Consider the following 18306-nt stretch of genomic DNA (forward strand, 5'->3'; position numbering starts at 1 on the left):
GAAAAGTCCTTGGAAAGATCAGGCAGTGTTGATAACTGACAGAGCCAACTGTTGCCGTGCAGACAGTTGACTAACAGCGCTCGGGATGTGGGACTTTATAAAGGCTCTGATTTATTCCGTAAAAGAACGTAAATCCATATTTTTATATCTTTATTGAATATGCGCGCTCTCCTGCAGGCTTGACGCCTGTCTGCGCGGCGAAACTTTGCCCCGCCAGCCCGGTCGGTCTTGTTTACAGGCAAAGGGAGAATGGCAATGGCAAGGGCAATCTGGAAAGGCGCGATCAGTTTCGGGCTGGTGCATATTCCGGTGGCGCTGGTATCGGCAACTTCGTCGCAGGGCGTGGATTTCGACTGGCTCGACAAGCGCAGCATGGACCCGGTTGGCTATAAGCGGATCAACAAGGCCACTGGCAAGGAAGTGACCAGCGAGAACATCGTCAAAGGCGTGGAGTATGAAAAGGACCGCTATGTGGTGCTCAGCGAGGAAGAGATCCGCGCCGCGCATCCCAAGGCGACCCAGACCATCGACATTTTCGGTTTCGTCGATGGCCAGCAGATTCCCTTGCAGAACATCGACACGCCTTATTACCTGGCCCCGGACAAACGGGGCGGCAAGGTCTACGCGCTATTGCGCGAAACCCTGAACGACACTGGCAAGGTGGCCCTGGCTAATGTGGTGATTCATACCCGCGAGCATCTGGCTGCTGTCATGCCACTGGAGTCGGCCCTGGTGTTGGTGATGCTGCGCTGGCCTGCCGAGGTGCGTGAGCTGGATGTACTGGAACTGGATGAGACGGTGACGGAAGTCACGCTGAGCAAGAGCGAGCGCGACATGGCCAGGCGACTGGTCAGGGACATGAGTGCCGACTGGCAGCCGGAGAAATACCGCGACACCTTTCAGGAAAAGATCATGCAACTGGTCGAAACCAAGGCGCGGGAGGGCAGTATCGAAGAGGTCGGTCTCGATAGCAGTGACGAGGAACGGCAAAGCGCCGATGTCATCGACCTGACCGATCTGCTCAGACGCAGCCTGGCCGGCAAGGGCAGTACCAAGAGCAGTAAACCGGCCAGCAAGGACAAGCCCAAACCTGCCAAGCGGAGTACTTCGACGACCCGCAAGAACAGCAAGGCTTCCTGAGTCGTACGGAGATAACCGAACATGGCCAGGCCTGTCAGCGAATACACCCGCAAGCGCAACTTTGATGTCACCTCCGAGCCGCCGGAAGCCCAGGCAAGGAAGGGCAGGACGGGGGATCGGGCGTTGAGTTTCGTGATCCAGAAACACGATGCGCGCAACCTGCATTACGATTTTCGCCTGGAGCTCGATGGCACCCTGAAAAGCTGGGCGGTGCCCAAGGGGCCGAGCCTGGATCCGACGCAAAAACGCCTGGCGGTTCATGTGGAAGACCATCCGCTGGGTTACGCCGGTTTCGAGGGCAGTATCCCCAAGGGGCAATATGGCGGCGGCGATGTGATTGTCTGGGACCGCGGCATCTGGCAGCCCCATGGCGATCCGCAGGAGACTTACCGGCAGGGCAAACTCAAATTCACCCTCATAGGGGAAAAGCTCAGCGGCGATTGGGCCTTGGTGCGCACACGTCTCAAAGGCAGTGGCGACAAGGAGCAATGGTTGCTGATCAAGGAAAAGGATGCCATCGCCAGACCTGCTGCCGAGTACGACATCACCCACGAACAGCCGCAAAGCGTCATCAGTGGTGCTGTGGTCGGCAAGGCGCGGGCTGTGAAAGCGTCAAAGCCGGCGAAAAAGCCCCGCTCCGGGAAGCAGGCCGCATTTCCCGAACAGCTTGCCCCGCAACTGGCGACGCTGGTGGATGCACCGCCGCCAGGCGACTGGCTCTACGAAATCAAGTTCGATGGCTATCGGATCCTCGCGCGCATTCATGATGGCGAGGTGCGTCTGTCAAGTCGCACCGGCAATGACTGGACCGAGCGCATGCCGCAGCAGGCCAAGGCAATCAAGGCCCTGAAACTCAAGGACAGTTGGCTGGACGGTGAAGTGGTGATGCTCGACGAACAAGGGCTGCCGGACTTTCAGGCGTTGCAGAATGCCTTCGAGACCGGACGCAACAAGGACATTCTCTATTACCTGTTCGATGCACCGTTTCTGGATGGCCAGGACATGCGCGACAAGAGTGTCGAAGAACGTCGCGAAGCGCTCAAGCACGTGTTCGACAAGCAGCGCAGTCGTTTGCTGCGTTATTCCGATGCGTTTCGTTCCGGGCACCGGGACATTGTCCAGAGTGCCAGCGCCATGGGACTTGAAGGCGTGATCGGCAAGCGCGTCGGCAGTCCGTATGCGAGCAAGCGCAATGCCGACTGGATCAAGCTCAAGTGCCGATTGCGCCAGGAGTTCGCGATTGTCGGCTATACCGCGCCGCAGGGCAGCCGCAGTGGTTTTGGTGCCTTGCTCCTGGCCGTCAATGACGACGAGGCGGGGCTGGTTTATGTTGGTCGGGTCGGCACCGGATTCAGCGCCGTCACGCTCAAGCAACTGCATCAGCGTCTGCAGCCTTTGCGGCGCGATACTTCGCCGCTGGCGAAAAAACTCGGCACGGCCCAGAGCCGTGGTGTGCAATGGATCAAACCACAACTGGTCTGTGAGGTGGAGTTCGCGCAATGGACACGCGAAGGCATCCTGCGGCATGCAGCCTTCGTCGGTCTGCGCAGTGACAAGCCGGTCGGCGATATCGTGCGTGAGTACCCGCAACAGGCCGATGCGCCTCGCCAGCCTCAGGCCAGTCCGCGCAGCAAGGGCAAGGTCAGCGTCGCCGGTATCGGTATCAGTCATCCCGAGCGGATTATCGACCGCGAAAGTGCGACACAGAAAGTTGATCTGGCGCATTTCTATGAATCCATCGCCGACTGGATTCTGCCGTATCTGGCCAAGCGGCCGGTGGCTTTGTTGCGCTGCCCGGAAGGTGTCGAAGGCGAACAGTTCTTCCAGAAGCACGCCGAGCGTATGGCGATCCCGCATATTCAAAAGCTCGACCCGGCGCTGGATCCAGGCCACGCGGCGCTGATGGCAATCGATAGCTTGCAGGCACTGATCGGCGTGACCCAGATGGGGGCTATCGAACTGCACACCTGGGGCGCGACCCATGACCGGATCGAAACCCCTGATCATCTGGTTCTGGACCTCGATCCCGACCCGGCCTTGCCATGGCGCAGCATGATCGAAGCCACCCAGATGCTCCTCGCGGTCCTGGACGAACTGGGGCTGGAAGCCTTTCTCAAGACCAGCGGCGGCAAGGGCATGCACATTATCGTGCCACTGGCACGCCATGCCGACTGGGACAGCGTCAAGGCGTTCGCCAGGGCGATTGCCGAGTTTGTCAGCCATCAATTGCCTGAGCGTTTCACCGCGGTGATGGGGCCGAAAAATCGTGTCGGCAAGATTTTCGTCGACTATCTGCGCAATACTCGGGGTGGCAGCACGGTCACCGCCTATTCCGTGCGTGCAAGACCCGGTCTTCCGGTGTCGGTGCCCATTGGCCGCGATGAACTGGCCGGTCTGCAATCCGCCCGGCAATGGCATATCGGCAACCTTGAACAGCGCTTGCGTCAACTCAAGAGCGACCCCTGGGCGGGGTATCGAAACAGGCAGCGCATTACACAGAAGATGTGGAAGCAGTTGGGCGCCGAACCAACCAGGAAAACGCCATGAACTCATCTACCCGATTCACCCGCAGACGGCTGCTGACCCTGGCTGCCGGAACTGCGGCAGCGCTGGCGTTCGATACCGCCGCCGCGAATGACAAGCCACCGACCATTCCCTCGCCGTCGTCCCCTTCGGCACTTCCTTCCAGGCTGACCCATGAAGGCATGACTATGCTGACCCGAGCGATTCCTTCAAGCAACGAACCCTTGCCCGTAATCGGGCTGGGCACCTATCGCGGTTTTGATGTGGCGACCTCAAGCCCGGCCTACAAGCAACTGCGCCCGGTGCTCGATGCGCTGTTCACGGCAGGCGGCAGTGTCATCGATAGCTCGCCCATGTATGGCCGTGCCGAGCAGACCACTGGCGAACTGCTGTCGATTCACGAGCCTCGTTCCCCAGCGTTTCTGGCAACCAAGGTCTGGACCCGCGGACGCAAGGAAGGCATCGCACAGATGGAAGAGTCCTTCAGGCTGTTGCAGACCGAGCGCATCGACCTGATGCAGATCCACAATCTGCTGGACTGGAAAGCCCATCTGCCGACCCTGCGCGAGTGGAAGGAGCAAGGACGCATTCGTTACATCGGCATCAGCCATTACACCTCGTCGGCCTATGACGAAGTGGAAGCGGTGCTCAAGGCCGAGCCGCTGGATTTCCTGCAGATCAATTATGCGCTGGACGACCGCAGCGCCGAGAAGCGTCTGCTGCCGCTGTGCCGTGAGCGTGGAGTGGCAGTGATCTGCAATCGTCCGTTCGGTGGCGGTGGTTTGCTCTCGCGACTCAAGGAAAAGCCCTTGCCTGGCTGGGCCGGGCAGGTGGAAGTGAACAGCTGGCCGCAATTGGCGCTGAAATTCCTGCTGGCCCATTCGGCGGTGACCTGTGTGATTCCGGGCACCGGTAACCCGCGTTACATGGCCGAGAATGCCGGCGCGGGTTTTGGTCCGATGCTGACCGATGCCCAGCGCCAGCAGTTGATTGACCTGGTCGGGTGAAACGATCGCGGGCAGGCTCGCGATCGCTATTCACAATATCCGGTACAACAAACGCTCGATCCTGACCCGGCTGACCCGGCGCAGAAACTTGCTGACGCCTTCCGGATAATTGGCGAGGGTATCCAGTTCGTCGTACTGGCTGACCCGTTGGGTGTTGCGCATCAGTTGTGCCAGCTCGGCCTCACGCGGCTGGCGCCATTGCGCCTTGGGATCATCGATCAACAGGCCGTTTTCCAGGTCCAGGTTGAAGGCCCGCGGGTTTAGGTTGTTGCCGGTCAGCAGGGTATAGCGTTCATCGACCCAGACGCCCTTGAGGTGAAAAGTGTTGTCGTCGTGTTTCCACAGATGCAGGTTCAAGCGGTGCTGGGCAATCGCCTTTTTATGCTTCTGGGCGAAACGGCGCAGGCTGATCTCGTACAGATAGGGCAGGGCGGAAATGACCTTGAACGGCTCCTCGGGAGGAATGAAGAAGTCGTTGGCGGTCTTGTCACCGATGATGATGTCGACTTTCACGCCGCGCTTGAGGGCACGATTGATTTCCCGGGTCACCGCCACCGGCATGTTGAAGTAGGGCGTACAGATGGTCAGTTGCGTCTTGCTGGAAGCGATCAGGTCACAAATGGCGCGATTGAGCGGGTTGCGCGGGCCGACACCCAAAAGTGGCACGATACGCAGTTCGCCGTTTTCCCTGTCGCCTGCGCTGGTGTCGTAGGCCGCCTTCTTCAGGTTGCTGCGAAAGGCCCGGATCTCGCCGCGCAGACTGCGCGAATCGGGAGGCGATTGCAGGTCGAGGCGATGCACCGCCGGTGATGGCAGGATTTCGCGCTGGACCATGTCCACGAAACTGTCGGCCAGCGGCTTGCTGTGTATCAGGTGATAGCGGTCCAGACGGTATTTGTCGAGTTTGTGCAGGTAGACGTTGTTGATGCTGGCGCCACTATAGATCACGCAGTCGTCGATCACGCTGCCCTTGAGATGCAGCACGCCGAACAGTTCGCGGGTCTGCACCGGCACGCCATGGATCGGCACTTCCTCGTCATATTCCAGATTCTGCGCCTGATACCAGGCCGAATTCCCCGCTTGACGCCCGGCCCCGATCAGCCCGCGCTGGGCACGAAACCAGTCGACCAGCACCACGACTTCCAGCTCGGGGCGCGCTGCCTTGGCGGCATAGAGTGCATCGAGGATTTCCTGGCCGGCTTCGTCCTGTTGCAGATACAGGGCGATGATGTAGATGCGCCGGGTGGCAGAAGCGATCTTCTCCAGCAGGCATCGTCGATATTCAGCGGCTGAAGGAACAATGGTCACGGCATCGTCGGACAGGGCAAAACCGCGAAGCGATGCGAGTGTCGAGCGTCGGAAGTTGGACTGCATAAGCCTCTCGATGGGATAACCAACAGCGGACGAGCTTACACCACTGTCAATCCAAGGTCGTGCTGAAGTCTTTTCTATCGGTTTCCAACGTTGACCGCGCCGGGCGGCGCGGTCATTGCCTTGCTCAATAGCCGTTACGTTTCAGAATGCTCTCGATACTGTCCTTGGCCGGGCGGCCATAGAACTTGAGGAGTTCCGGGGTGCGGTTGGTGAAGAATCCATCGGCGCCATCGGTGCTGATTTTCTTGAAGTCCACGGCTTCATCCACGGTATAGGGGTGAACCACCATGCCTTTGTCGTGGGTCAGGTTGTTCATCCATGGCTTGACCAGATCCATATAGCTCTGGTCGCCGCCATCGGTGAGCTGCGAAGACGGGCCGGTGCCGATGGCGCCATGCGCCTTGGCCCAGTCGATCCAGGCCACGAATTCTTCCTGGGATTTGATTTCCTGCGATGCGTAATAGCTGGCCTTGTCCTTGAACCCCGAGTCCTTGAACGGAACCGTGGACTTGGGCTCTATCGAACCTTCACCGATCCACAGCAACAGCACCTTGGGAACCTTGGGCATTTCCTTCTGCAGCAGCACCAGGCTGGACTTGTCGAACGTCTGCAACACCACGCGCCCCGGCATATGGGCCACGTTCACATTGCCCGCGGCGGCGGCCGGACGCTGGCCGAGCCAGCCGCGCTTGGCCAGGGCCTTCTTCAGATCGGCTTCGATGCCCGGAAACTGGGTGGGTACCTTGGTTTCGATATACAGCCCCGGCTTGTTCGCGCCGCCTTCGGCAATATCGATCACTTCATCCAGGGTCAGAATCTGCAGACCTGCATAGCTGTCGCGGGCACGTGCCGGGTAAGCCTTGTTGAACCAGGTGCCGGCGTCCAGCTCCTTGAGCTCGGCCAGGGTAAAGGTGCTGACCGGGTCCTTGCTGCGTTTGGGATAGACCTGGGCGATGTTGGTGGTGCGATCGAGCGTGTCGTCATGCAGGGCAATCAGGACTCCGTCCCGGGTGCGCTGAATGTCCATTTCCAGATAATCCGCGCCCAGATCCCGTGCCAGGATGTAGGCCGGAGTGGTTTCTTCCGGCGCATCGAACGAAGCCCCGCGATGCGCGATGACCGCAGGCCACGGCAGACCATTCTTCTCGCTCAGCACCTTGCCCGGCGCCTCGGCTGCCGAGGCTGTACCTGTCGATAACATCACACCCGCCATGACTGCGGTGGCCAGCAAACGGGTCAATGGTCGTGTGTGAAACGGGAGTCGGGAAAATCCTTGCATGATTTGCTTGTTCCTTGTGTGCACTGGGCTTTGTACGAAAAGTGGCTGTGCTCGGTGATGCTGCGTTAAAAACAGGCCTGACCTTCGCTCGCCGAGTTTTCGTACAAAGCCTAAGGGTCATGACGAAGCCACAGCATGAAGCATTAACAGCGTTCAGAGGAAGTGGGGCGGTGGTTCAAATTGCGCATTTGTCATTGACCTCTGCACAAGCCCCCCGAGTCGCGTTACTGTCGGTCTTTTTCATGACCGTGAAGGAAGAGTGCATGACGACGGTACTGGTGCTGGTCGAGAGCGTTAATGAATATCTGCCCATTCTGGAAAGCAGCGGCTTTCGTCTGATCCGTGCGCCCACGGCGGCGTTGCGTGCCCAGGCGATTGCAGCCCATGGCCAGGAAATCACCGCGGTCATGACCCGCGGCCCGCTGGGTTTGTTTGCCGAAGAAATGGACGCCTTGTCGCACTTACGGATCATCTGTGTGTCCGGCGCCGGTTATGAGAAGGTGGATCTGCCGGCCGCCGAGGCGCGTGGTATTACCGTGACCAATGGCGCCGGGGTCAATGCGCCGACTGTGGCCGACCATACAATGGCGCTGCTGCTGGCGCTCGTGCGTGATATTCCCCAGGCCGATGCGTCCGTGCGGCGCAGTGAATGGCGCAAGGTCACCTGCCCGTCATTTGCGGGCAAGCGCTTGGGGATCGTGGGGCTGGGAGCGGTCGGGCTGGCGATTGCCAGGCGTGCTGAGGCATTCGACATGACTATCCAGTATCACAACCGCAAGTCGCGCAATGATGTGGATTACCTGTGGTACGCAACCGCTCTTGAACTGGCGGCCGCTTCGGATTTCCTGATCATTTCGACGCCGGGCGGCAATGGCACGCAGCACTTGATCGATGCCCGGGTGCTCGAAGCGCTGGGGCCTCAGGGCTATCTCGTGAATATCGCCCGGGCCAGTGTTGTCGACACTCCGGCGTTGGTCGAGGCCCTGCAACAGCGCCGGATCGCTGGTGCCGCTCTGGATGTGTTTGATGATGAACCGCAAGTGCCGGACGTTTTCAAGAGCCTCGATAACGTGGTGCTGACACCTCATGTCGGCGGGCTGTCGCCCGAGGCGTCGAAGGATATGGTCCTGATGGTCAACAAGAACCTGCTGGCTTTCTTCTCCGGGCAACCGGTCCTGACGCCGGTGTACAGCCTGTAAGAAAGGCCCAGGCAGGAACGAACTTGTTCGCGAAGAGGCCGCCCGATCCTGTCCCTCAAGCAATACAGCCTGCATGTGTTTCATTGCGGGCTGGCATTGAATGCTTGTCTGAATGCCAATTCTGATTGTGCCCGTGCACGCCTATAGTCCTGCCAACACTGGAGCGGAGGGACACAGGAATGCTGGACGGAAAAAACAAGACACTGCGAATAGGTCTGGCAGGAGATTACGATGCAGGCGTAATCGCTCATCAGGCGATCCCGCTGGCGCTGGACATGGCTGCCGATGTCGTCAGTCTTCGGGTGCAGCATCAATGGTTGCCGACAGCGGATATAGGCAACGGGGAAATCCTCGCCGGTCTTGACGGTATATGGTGCGTCCCCGCCAGTCCTTATCGGGATATGCAGGGCGCGTTGACCGCTATTCGTTTTGCACGGGAACAGCAGATCCCCTTTCTGGGCACCTGTGGCGGTTTTCAGCATGCCTTGATCGAATATGCGCGCAACCGGTTGAGCTGGCTGCAGGCCGACCATGGCGAAACCTCACCGGACTCGCCTCACGCGATCATTACCCCTTTGAGTTGTTCGCTGGTTGAAACCACGGCCTCCATTCATCTGCTGCCCGGCTCATTGATTGCGCAGGCGTACGGCATGCTGGAAATCGCCGAATGCTATCGGTGCAGCTATGGTCTGCGCCCCGAACTGGAGGCCGCGATGTTTGGCGATACGCTGAAGATCAGTGGTCGCGGGCCTGAAGGCGAAATTCGCAGTGTTGAGTTGCAAGACCATCCGTTTTTCGTCGCCACCTTGTTCCAGCCGGAACGGGCAGCCATGCAGGGAACCCTACCTGCGCTGGTTGCAGCTTTCGTCAAGGCCTGCGCGCTAGGTTCTGAAGGTGTTTATCCATGATTGCGGCCTGTTTTCCGAAACCTTATTACGCGGTGATTTTCACTTCGCTACGAACTGCTCAGGGCGCCGAGGATTATGAGCGAGCAGCGCAGAGAATGGTCGAGCTGGCCAAAGTGCAGCCAGGTTTTCTGGGCATGGAGTCGGCTCGTGGTGAAGATGGGCTGGGCATCACGGTTTCTTACTGGACCGATGAGCAGGCCATTCTGGCGTGGAAACATCACCTCGAACATGCCGAAGTGCGTGAGCAGGGGCGAGCCCGCTGGTATCAGGCGTGCACCACAAGGGTGTGCAAGGTCGAGCGGGATTATGCGTTCGGCTGAACACATGCAAACACAATTTCGGCCCTCCGGCTCTGTCTGAATCTGCGGGGATATGCCAGCATTGACTTCTTTCAGCCACAAAGCCGCTTTTGTGTGTCTGCACCGGAGCCCTTATGAACGAAAAAAACGTCCAGCCTGCTGTGCTGCGTATCCCCGAAGGTTTGCAGGTTCCTGCCCAGGTAATTTGTCATGCGACCAGCCTGCGGCGGGCAAGCCGGCGTATTTGCCAGCTCTATGACGCGATCATGGCGCCATGCGGTTTGCGTTCGACCCAGCGTTCGATTCTGATGCAGATTGCCCGTAACCAGGCCTTGAGCATGACCGATCTGGCCTATTTACTGGTGCTGGATCGCTCGGCCCTGGCCCAGAATCTCAAACCGCTGGAGCGTGAAGGCTTCGTGGCAGTCGAGGTGGACCCCGATGACCGGCGCAGTCGTCTGGTGCGTCTGACCCAGAGCGGGATCGATAAACTGTTTCATTCCCAGGTTCTATGGGAGCAGGCCCAGCGTTGCTATGAAAGCGCGCTGGGGGCCGAGCAGGCGCAGGAGTTGCGGCAGTTGTTGAGCAAGGTGTCGGCGGCCGGTTATGGAGAGCATTTGCCGGCCACCACGCCTTGACCGTTCAGGGCATCATCGGCGGTATATAGCTCAGTGTCGTCCCCAATGCCCAGAGCAGGAACAGCACCAGCGGCGTATGCACCAGCAACTGGACGAACGAGAAACCGATCAGGTCGCGGGCCTTCAAGCCCAGGACGCCCAGTAGCGGCAGCATGTAGAACGGGTTGATCAGGTTGGGCAAGGCTTCCGCCGCGTTGTAGATCTGTACGGCCCAGCCCAGGTGATACTGCAGTTCATTGGCGACCTGCATCACGTAAGGCGCCTCGATGATCCATTTGCCGCCACCCGACGGGATGAAGAACCCCAATATCGCCGAGTAGACGCCCATCAGCACCGCGTAGGTGTCATGGGTGGCAATGCTGGTGAAAAAGGTCGAGATATGGTGCGCCAGGGTTTGCGCATCGCTGCCTTTGACGGTGGTCAGCAATGCGGCGATCGAACCGTAGAGCGGGAACTGGATCAGCACGCCGGTGGTGGTCGGTACGGCGCGGGTCACGGCATCCAGAAAGCTGCGCGGGCGCCAGTGCAGCAGCGCGCCGAGCATGATGAACAGGAAGTTATAGGTGTTCAGCCCTGAAATCGCGGTGATTGCCGGCTTGGTCGAAAACTCGTTGAACAGCCAGCCAGCGCCCAGCAATACCATCAGAATGATCAGCAGCGGGCTGTATTCCAGCCATTCGCCGGGGCGCGTGCGTGGCGGCAAGGGCGGCAGGTTGAAGGCCGGGTCCACGCCGCAGGCCTGGGCATCCCTGGCCGTATTGGGACCGGGTGCGGTGGCGTAGGCAACGATCAGGGAAATCACCACCAGCGCTGCGAGCATGACCCCGGACTGCCAGAGAAAGATGGTTTCCGTGAAAGGAATCACGCCGGTGATTGCCAGGATCGACGGCGGCAGGCTGCCAGGGTTGGCTTGCAACTGGGCTGCGGAGGACGAGAGTCCCAGCGCCCAGACCGCGCCCAGCCCCAGATAGGCCGCAGCACCCGCAGCGCGATAGTCCATGCGCAGGTCGGCGCGACGGGCGAGGGCTCGCACCAGCAAGCCGCCGAACACCAGTGAAAGTCCCCAGTTCAACAATGAAGCCAGCATGGAAATCAGCGCTACCCAGGCGACCGCCGAGCGGCCATTGCTGGGGATGCGCGCCAGTCGGTCGATCAGGCGTACTGCGGGCGGCGAACTGGCGACCACATAGCCGCCGATGACCACGAAAGCCATCTGCATGGTGAACGGGATCAGGCTCCAGAAGCCGTCGCCGAAGGCCTTGGCCGCTTCGGTCGGTCTGGCACCGATGGCCAGCGTCGCCAGAGTGACGATGGCCACCGCCAGTGCGGCGAATACCCAGGAGTCGGGGAACCAGCGCTCGGCCCAGGCGGCACAGCGCAGGGCAAAGCGGGCGGAACGGCTTTCTTCTATATGAGTGGCCACGTGGGGATTACCTTTAATTATTGTTATGGGAAGACAGATGTTGTCTTACGCCGTCACGGACAAGCCCCTCCCAAAAAAGTGAACGACGTTCAAACCTGGGAGGGGACTTGCCCGCGACAGCTGTATTCCAGACAGCAAATAAATACGGGCACTGGAGCGAATTCATTCGCGAAAAACAGGAGTACTTCAGAACGACATTTCGATCACATCATCCGGCACGATCAGCTTGCCGGCGGTTTTGGCGACGATTTCTTCCACGCTGACCCCCGGCGCACGTTCGCGCAGGATAAAGGCACCGTTTTCGATTTCCAGATACGCCAGGTCAGTCAGCACCCGGCGGATGCACCCGGCACCGGTCAACGGCAGGCTGCAGCGCGACAGCAGTTTGGATTCGCCATCCTTGGAGGCATGGGTCATGGTGACGATGATGTTTTCCGCACCCGCCACCAGATCCATGGCGCCGCCCATGCCCTTGACCAGCTTGCCGGGGATCATCCAGGACGCAATGTTGCCCTCCACATCCACCTCAAAGGCACCAAGTACCGTAAGGTCGACATGGCCGCCCCGGATCATGGCGAAGGATTCCGCCGAAGAGAAAATCGATGCGCCGACACGCGCTGTCACGGTCTGTTTGCCGGCGTTGATCATGTCGGCATCAATGGTTTCTTCGGTGGGGTATTCGCCCATGCCCAGCAGGCCGTTTTCCGATTGCAGCATCACATCGATGTTGTCCGGGACGTAGTTGGCGACCAGCGTCGGAATGCCGATGCCCAGGTTCACGTAATAACCGTCTTTCAGTTCGCGGGCGACACGTTGAGCCATTTGTTCGCGGGAAAGTGCCATGGTCTGAAATCTCTTTTTGTTGTATGCCGTTTCCAGTACAGAGGAAACGCCCGGGAGTTCGACGTGTTCAGGACTTCTTCAGGGTGCGCTGCTCGATGCGTTTCTCGAACGTGCCCTGAATCACCCGGTCGACATAAATGCCGGGGGTGTGAATCTGGGTGGGCAGCAGCACGCCCGGTTCGACGATTTCCTCGACCTCGACCACGGTGATTCGGCCCGCCGTGGCGACCACCGGATTGAAGTTCTGCGCGGTATGACGGTAGATCACGTTACCGAAGTGGTCGGCTTTCCAGCCTCTGATAAGCGCGAAGTCGCCGGTAATGGCTTCTTCCAGAATTACATTGCGTCCGTTGAACTGGCGGGTTTCCTTGCCTTCGGCAACCGGTGTGCCGTAGCCGGTGGCGGTATAGAACGCCGGGATGCCTGCACCGCCCGCCCGCAGTTTTTCCGCCAGGGTGCCTTGCGGGGTGAGTTCGACTTCCAGTTCGCCACTGAGCAACTGCCGCTCGAAAAGCGCGTTCTCACCGACATAGGAGGAGATCATTTTGCGGATCTGGTGATCTTCCAGCAGGATGCCGAGGCCGAAACCATCGACCCCGCAGTTGTTGGAAACCACTGTCAGGCCTTTGATGCCCATGCGCTTGATCTGCGCGATGAGGTTTTCCGGAATGCCACACAGGCCGAAGCCGCCGCACAGCACCGTCATGTTATCGGTCAGGCCGGCAAGGGCCTCTTCGTAGGTTGCAACACGTTTATCGAGTCCAGCCATGATGATCCGCCTTTTTTATTGTTGATCGACAAGGGCCGTGGTGAGTGCATCTTCTCTCCAGGTCAGTGATTTGTTAATTTTGTTTTTCTGATCAATTGATAAGAAAAGCAAATATATGAACGTCAAACAGCTTCGGGCGTTCCTGGCAGTTGCCCAATGCCTGAGCTTTGCCCAGGCGGGCGAGCGGCTGCACCTTTCGCAACCGGCCTTGAGTCTGACCATCAAGAGTCTGGAGGAAGACCTGGGCGGGCAACTGCTCATTCGCACCACGCGCACGGTCAGCCTGACCCCGGAGGGCGAAACCCTGCTGCCTCTGGCGCGCCAGTTGCTGGCGGACTGGGACAACACCGAAGAACTGCTGCGCCAGCGCTTTACCCTGCAAATGGGCAAGGTGTCGGTGGCGGCGATGCCGTCATTCGCGGGCAATCTGTTGCCGGGCGCATTGAAGGTATTTCGCGGGCGTTATCCGCGGGTCAACGTCGCGGTGCATGACGTAATCAACGAGCAGGTGGTGGAAATGGTCCGCCATCGACGGGTTGAACTGGGCATCGGCTTTGAGCCCGAATCCAGTAGTTCGCTGCTGTTCACGCCGTTCTATATGGACCGCTTCGTTGCGGTGGTCGCTGCCGACTCGCCGCTGGCCGGGCGCAGTGAAGTGACCTGGCGCGAGCTGTTGCGCGAGGATTTCATCGCCCTGCAACGACCTTCGGCCGTGCGCCTGCTGCTGGAACAGGCGATTCAGACACAACACGGCAAGCTTTCGGTGGCCTTCGAGAGCCATCAGTTGTCCACAATCGGCCGCATGGTTGCCAATGGCCTGGGCGTCAGTGCGGTACCCGCGTTGTGCATTCAGCAGATGCAGGAGTTGGGTGCCTGTTGCATTGCGCTGGTCGAACCGCGCATCGAGCGCCGTATCGGTCTGATGATGCTCGCCGACCACAAGCTGTCTGCGGCCGCCCATGCGTTACGCGAGGTTTTGATTCACTACGCCGAAAAGGTCGATAGCTACTATCACGACGGATGATTTCTGACAGACGGCGGCGGGGATTAACCTTTGTTCATTCCCGCAACGAGTCAGTCTGGAGGCTCCCATGAATCAGGTTTTCGCTCTTGGTCTTGTCGTTTTTTTCAGCGTTGTCCTTCTGGGCGGCTGCTCCACGCATCACTCCGTCGAACTGCGTCCTTACACGGCTGAAGAGACTCACCAACTGGCACTTGAAGACCTGAACCGTCGCGGTCTGTCGTTCAACGAATACCAGAGCCGCAAGGCCCAATTGATGGCTGATCCTACCTTGCAGCAGGTGCGCAAGTTTGACCAACAGGGTGAAGTCAGTGTTGAGCGAGGTGCATTGCTGGAAGGTAATCGCGGCTGAAGGCTGGTTTCGGGCAAGACATGCGCCTGCCCGTGACCAGAGTGAAAACCTTCTATAACGCCAGTTGCAAATGCCCACCTTCCTTTTTGCGGCGCGCCTGCAGGCGATGCTGCAAGCCCAGCAGAAAATGCTCCAGCCCTTCACGCAGCCGCTCTGTGAGAATCTCGTCCAGCTCACCGCCCAGTGAGTTATCGCTGTAGCCGATCTGACTGTCGATGGCGAAGATACCGTGCAGCACTTCCTGTGATTTCAGTGCGGACAGCACCGGCTTGAGTGCGTAATCCACCGCCAACATATGCGCGATGCTACCGCCGGTGGCCAGTGGCAGGACCACTTTGCCGTACAGTGCCCGCTCTGGAAGCAGATCCAGCAGCGTCTTCAGGGCACCGGAAAATGAAGCCTTGTAGACCGGCGTACCGATCAGCAGCCCGTCGGCTTGCCGGACGGCCTCGATGAAGTCTTGCACCTGTGGGCTGTCGAAGCGGGCGAAGAGCAGGTCTTCGGCCGCGAAGTCACGGATACGTAGTGTCTTGACCTCAACGCCCTGATTCTCCAGCCAGCGACTGGCGTGGGCCAGCACGACGCCGGAACGGGATTTGGGGGAGGGACTGCCTGAAAGCGAAACGACCAGCATGCGGAATTCCTTGCGATAAGCGTATACCTGCAAAGCAGCATCTGTGCCAGTCGTCTTTATTTTTCAAGCTATTGAAATTAAAGGATTTATTTTTATTTAAAGAGCCGTGCCCAGCGACCACGGATGCTGATCCGACCGGCAAGTGTTGAACCACTGTTGCTGCGGCAACAGTTTGTCCGGGCAAAAAAATCCCCGCACCATGTGCAGGGATGTCTTGCGGCCGGGTTCAGTTCCTGAACGCTGCGCCTGTCTGTACCACACTGGCCGAGCCGAGCAGTTGACTGATGAAGCGGCTCCAGCGGGTGATATTGGCAGGCCCGACAAACACCACATCCTGGGCCTGGAGTTCAAACTGGCGAGCCAGCAGGTAGGCGGTGGGTTTTTCGGCGTTGAGGTGATAGACCGTCGAAACCGAGTTGGCCTGATTCTCGACGCCACGAATCACATACACCGCGTCGCCATCGGCGCTTTCCGGGCTCAGGCCTCCGGAGTTGCCCAGGGCTTCAAGCAACGTCACGCTGGTGGTGCCGAAAGAGATGACCTGCGGGTTACGCACTTCGCCCAGCACATAGATCTTGTTCTTGGAGTTGCTGTTGAGGTGCAGGTAATCGCCATCCTTGAGGAATATCTTGCTCAGTTGCGAACCTCGGCGGTTGAGCGAATCGATATCGATCAGGTAGTCCTTGCCATCGCGCCTGAGAGTCAGCCCGGCCAGGTTGGCGTCGGTCAGGTCGATACCGGCGGTGCTCACCGCCTGCACCAGGCTCAAGGGAATATTGGTGATCGATTGCGGCCCGGGCGTCTTGAACGAGCCCGAGAGCAGGACGCGCTGGCTGTTGTAGCGCAGCACTTTGACGTCAACCTTGACCTCGGTGTACTGCGGAGCCAGGCCCATGCGCAATTGTTCGCGAATCTGGCTGACGGTTCTGCCGCCGGCCCTGATCTTGCCGACATAGGGAAAGAACAGCGTGCCGTCGCTCAGCACTTCCCGGGTATTGGCGTCCAACTGGTCCTGCGAGCCCGGTGCAGTCAGTTCCGGGTGCTCGAAGACCGTGACCAGCAGGGTGTCGCCCGGACCGACCGCGTATTCCGGGGTTTTGTAGTTCAGCAGCTCGCTGGGTAACGTTCCGCCATTGGAGGCCAGGCGCTGCTGTTGTTGCAGACTGGCGGGGGTGATGTCGACCAGTTGAGCCTTGGGGCCATTTGGATCTTCCGCCGTAATATCGCCTGGAGTCATGTGTTGGCCGGGGGCAAACACACATCCATGCAATATCAGACTGGAGAGCAGCACAACAACTAGGTTTCGATTCATATGAGTGTTCCTTGCTGACGGTGCGTCTGGCACCACGATGATTTCATTGCGTCCCTTTCCAGCGTGTTTCTGCTGATTCATGTTTTCTGTGCGCACGTACCTCCCGCCGGGTGTGGGCGCCCGGAATCCTGTGTTTGGGTTTTGGCCAGGGTCTGTCGAGTCGTTCAGAAGGCGTTCTTGTTGAGAAAGCCCTTGAACAGGGTCAACAGGATGATTTTGAGATCCAGCCAGAGCGACCAGTGCTCGATGTATTCAAGGTCGAACTCGACCCGTTTCTGCATCTTGTCCAGCGTGTCGGTTTCGCCGCGCCAGCCGTTGATCTGTGCCCAACCGGTAATCCCCGGCTTGACCTTGTGGCGCAGCATGTAGCCGCTGACCTGCCGGCGGTATTGCTCGTTGTGCGCAACGGCATGCGGGCGCGGGCCGACGATGGACATGTCGCCGCGCAGCACGTTGAAGAACTGCGGCAATTCATCCAGCGAGGTGCGCCGCAGAAAGGCGCCGAGCGGCGTGATACGTGCGTCGTTGCGTGTGGCCTGAAGCACCACGGCGCCGTTTTCCTGGACATTCATGCTGCGAAATTTCCAGACCATGATCGCTCGTCCATCCAGGCCGTAACGGCGCTGGCGAAACAGCACCGGGCCACGCGAAGTCAGCTTGATCGCGATGGCGATCAGCAGCATGGGCAGGGCGATCAGCAGCAGGATCAGACTCGACAGCAGAATGTCCTCGGCGCGCTTGACCAGGCTCCAGGCACCGTCCATGGGCGAGTCGAAAATGCTGATGCTGGCCAGGCCGTTGATGCTCTCGCTGCGGGCATGCAGCAACTCGAACATGAAAATATCCGGGATCAGGTACACCGACGCCGTGGTATCGCTCAAACCGGTAATCAGCTCGCGCAGGTGTGCTTCCCCGCTGAAAGCCAGGGTGATGTAAACCTTGTCGACCTTGCCTTCACGGGCGTCCTCGATCAGTTGTTCGAGGTTGCCGAGCACTGGCACATGGTAGCCCTGGCTGTCCAGGTCCATCTGCCGCGGTTGCGAGTCGTAGAAGCCGAGCAGATTCAGGCCCATCCAGGGCGCACTGGAAATCGAATGCGCCAGTCGTGCGCCGACCTGGCCGGTGCCGACAATCGCGACTCGCCGGGTATTGAAACCATGGCGCCGCAAACCGTGCAGGACCCGGCGAATCAACAGCCGGTAGCCGCACAAGGCCGTCAGCACCAGCGCGAACCAGCTCATGTGGCTGTTATCGGGCATCTGTGAACGGCTGAACAACAGGTAGTCCACGGACAGCAGCAGGACAAAGGTCAGCGCCCAGTAGTTGAAGACCTTGGTCAGCTCGCGAAGAATGCGCTCGCCACGCCATGAGCCATAGAGTTGATGGAACTCGCTCAGCCAGTGGAACACCAGCACGGCGAGGATGATCTGGAACCATATTTCGGCAGTGCTGGCGGCTGGCTGGTTCCGACTCTGCCAATACCCGATCAGAACAATGATTGTCAGGTCCAGCAGACGATGTGCCACCGACAAGGCCGATTGATGGGCGTGCAGGATGCCGCGTACGGGGGTGCGCATTTAAGGAC

Annotated in this window: 17 protein-coding genes; 9 read left to right on the forward strand and 8 right to left on the reverse strand. The window is 59.3% G+C overall.

The window, feature by feature from the left end; genetic code table 11:
* Window positions 1-255: 255 nt before the first annotated feature.
* The 3 genes from ALQ04_RS20330 to ALQ04_RS20340 are packed head-to-tail and all read left to right on the forward strand — an operon-like array spanning window position 256 to window position 4670.
* Window positions 256-1140, forward strand: a complete 885-nt coding sequence (locus ALQ04_RS20330; protein ID WP_122317532.1) for a Ku protein — start codon at window positions 256-258, stop codon at window positions 1138-1140.
* Window positions 1141-1161: 21 nt separating this feature from the next.
* Window positions 1162-3687 (forward strand): DNA ligase D, encoded by a 2526-nt coding sequence (gene ligD / locus ALQ04_RS20335; protein ID WP_122317533.1) that lies wholly within the window; start codon window positions 1162-1164, stop codon window positions 3685-3687.
* Window positions 3684-4670, forward strand: coding sequence for an aldo/keto reductase (locus tag ALQ04_RS20340; protein WP_122317534.1), 987 nt, complete (start codon window positions 3684-3686; stop codon window positions 4668-4670). Before ligD ends, ALQ04_RS20340 begins: the two co-directional genes overlap by 4 nt.
* Before the next feature lie 30 nt (window positions 4671-4700).
* Here ALQ04_RS20340 and pssA read toward each other — a convergent pair whose 3' ends face one another.
* Together pssA and ALQ04_RS20350 are read right to left on the reverse strand one after the other, a co-directional pair.
* A complete protein-coding gene (pssA, locus tag ALQ04_RS20345) occupies window positions 4701-6044 on the reverse strand; it encodes a CDP-diacylglycerol--serine O-phosphatidyltransferase (RefSeq protein WP_122317535.1) in 1344 nt (447 codons plus the stop codon).
* Between the two features lie 124 nt (window positions 6045-6168).
* Window positions 6169-7323, reverse strand: a complete 1155-nt coding sequence (locus ALQ04_RS20350; RefSeq protein WP_122317536.1) for a glycerophosphodiester phosphodiesterase — start codon at window positions 7321-7323, stop codon at window positions 6169-6171.
* 263 nt (window positions 7324-7586) lie between these two features.
* On the opposite strand from ALQ04_RS20350, the gene ALQ04_RS20355 reads away from it, so the two are divergent.
* The 4 genes from ALQ04_RS20355 (at window position 7587) to ALQ04_RS20370 (ending at window position 10367) form a co-directional block, all read left to right on the forward strand.
* Entirely contained in the window at window positions 7587-8522 is a 936-nt protein-coding gene (locus ALQ04_RS20355) for a 2-hydroxyacid dehydrogenase (protein ID WP_122317537.1), read from the forward strand.
* Window positions 8523-8701: 179 nt separating this feature from the next.
* A complete protein-coding gene (locus ALQ04_RS20360; protein ID WP_122317538.1) occupies window positions 8702-9430 on the forward strand; it encodes a CTP synthase in 729 nt (242 codons plus the stop codon).
* Window positions 9427-9750, forward strand: coding sequence for an antibiotic biosynthesis monooxygenase (locus ALQ04_RS20365; RefSeq protein WP_122317539.1), 324 nt, complete (start codon window positions 9427-9429; stop codon window positions 9748-9750). Before ALQ04_RS20360 ends, ALQ04_RS20365 begins: the two co-directional genes overlap by 4 nt.
* A gap of 113 nt (window positions 9751-9863) precedes the next feature.
* On the forward strand, window positions 9864-10367 hold the full coding sequence (locus tag ALQ04_RS20370) for a MarR family winged helix-turn-helix transcriptional regulator (protein ID WP_122317540.1): 504 nt from the start codon (window positions 9864-9866) through the stop codon (window positions 10365-10367).
* 4 nt (window positions 10368-10371) lie between these two features.
* Here ALQ04_RS20370 and ALQ04_RS20375 read toward each other — a convergent pair whose 3' ends face one another.
* From ALQ04_RS20375 to ALQ04_RS20385, 3 genes are all read right to left on the reverse strand, one after another.
* Window positions 10372-11790 (reverse strand): short-chain fatty acid transporter, encoded by a 1419-nt coding sequence (locus ALQ04_RS20375; RefSeq protein WP_122317541.1) that lies wholly within the window; start codon window positions 11788-11790, stop codon window positions 10372-10374.
* A 186-nt stretch (window positions 11791-11976) separates the two neighbouring features.
* A complete protein-coding gene (locus tag ALQ04_RS20380) occupies window positions 11977-12633 on the reverse strand; it encodes a CoA transferase subunit B (protein ID WP_122317542.1) in 657 nt (218 codons plus the stop codon).
* 67 nt (window positions 12634-12700) lie between these two features.
* On the reverse strand, window positions 12701-13402 hold the full coding sequence (locus tag ALQ04_RS20385; RefSeq protein ID WP_122317543.1) for a CoA transferase subunit A: 702 nt from the start codon (window positions 13400-13402) through the stop codon (window positions 12701-12703).
* Between the two features lie 115 nt (window positions 13403-13517).
* Between ALQ04_RS20385 and ALQ04_RS20390 the strand changes: the two genes are divergently transcribed.
* Together ALQ04_RS20390 and ALQ04_RS20395 are read left to right on the forward strand one after the other, a co-directional pair.
* A complete protein-coding gene (locus ALQ04_RS20390; protein WP_122317544.1) occupies window positions 13518-14426 on the forward strand; it encodes a LysR family transcriptional regulator in 909 nt (302 codons plus the stop codon).
* Between the two features lie 67 nt (window positions 14427-14493).
* The gene (locus ALQ04_RS20395; RefSeq protein ID WP_122317545.1) at window positions 14494-14775 is read left to right on the forward strand and encodes a hypothetical protein; all 282 of its coding nucleotides are present in this window, start codon (window positions 14494-14496) and stop codon (window positions 14773-14775) included.
* Between the two features lie 52 nt (window positions 14776-14827).
* Here the strand turns inward: ALQ04_RS20395 and ssuE are convergent, their stop codons facing one another.
* The 3 genes from ssuE to ALQ04_RS20410 all read right to left on the reverse strand — a co-directional run bounded on the left by ssuE (window position 14828) and on the right by ALQ04_RS20410 (window position 18298).
* A complete protein-coding gene (gene ssuE, locus ALQ04_RS20400) occupies window positions 14828-15409 on the reverse strand; it encodes an NADPH-dependent FMN reductase (RefSeq protein WP_122317546.1) in 582 nt (193 codons plus the stop codon).
* Between the two features lie 226 nt (window positions 15410-15635).
* Window positions 15636-16721, reverse strand: coding sequence for a polysaccharide biosynthesis/export family protein (locus tag ALQ04_RS20405; protein ID WP_122317547.1), 1086 nt, complete (start codon window positions 16719-16721; stop codon window positions 15636-15638).
* A gap of 164 nt (window positions 16722-16885) precedes the next feature.
* On the reverse strand, window positions 16886-18298 hold the full coding sequence (locus ALQ04_RS20410) for an undecaprenyl-phosphate glucose phosphotransferase (RefSeq protein ID WP_122317548.1): 1413 nt from the start codon (window positions 18296-18298) through the stop codon (window positions 16886-16888).
* Window positions 18299-18306 lie beyond the last annotated feature (8 nt).

Origin of the sequence: Pseudomonas cichorii, assembly GCF_003700275.1 — a bacterium.
GTDB classification, from domain to species: Bacteria; Pseudomonadota; Gammaproteobacteria; order Pseudomonadales; family Pseudomonadaceae; genus Aquipseudomonas; species Aquipseudomonas cichorii_B.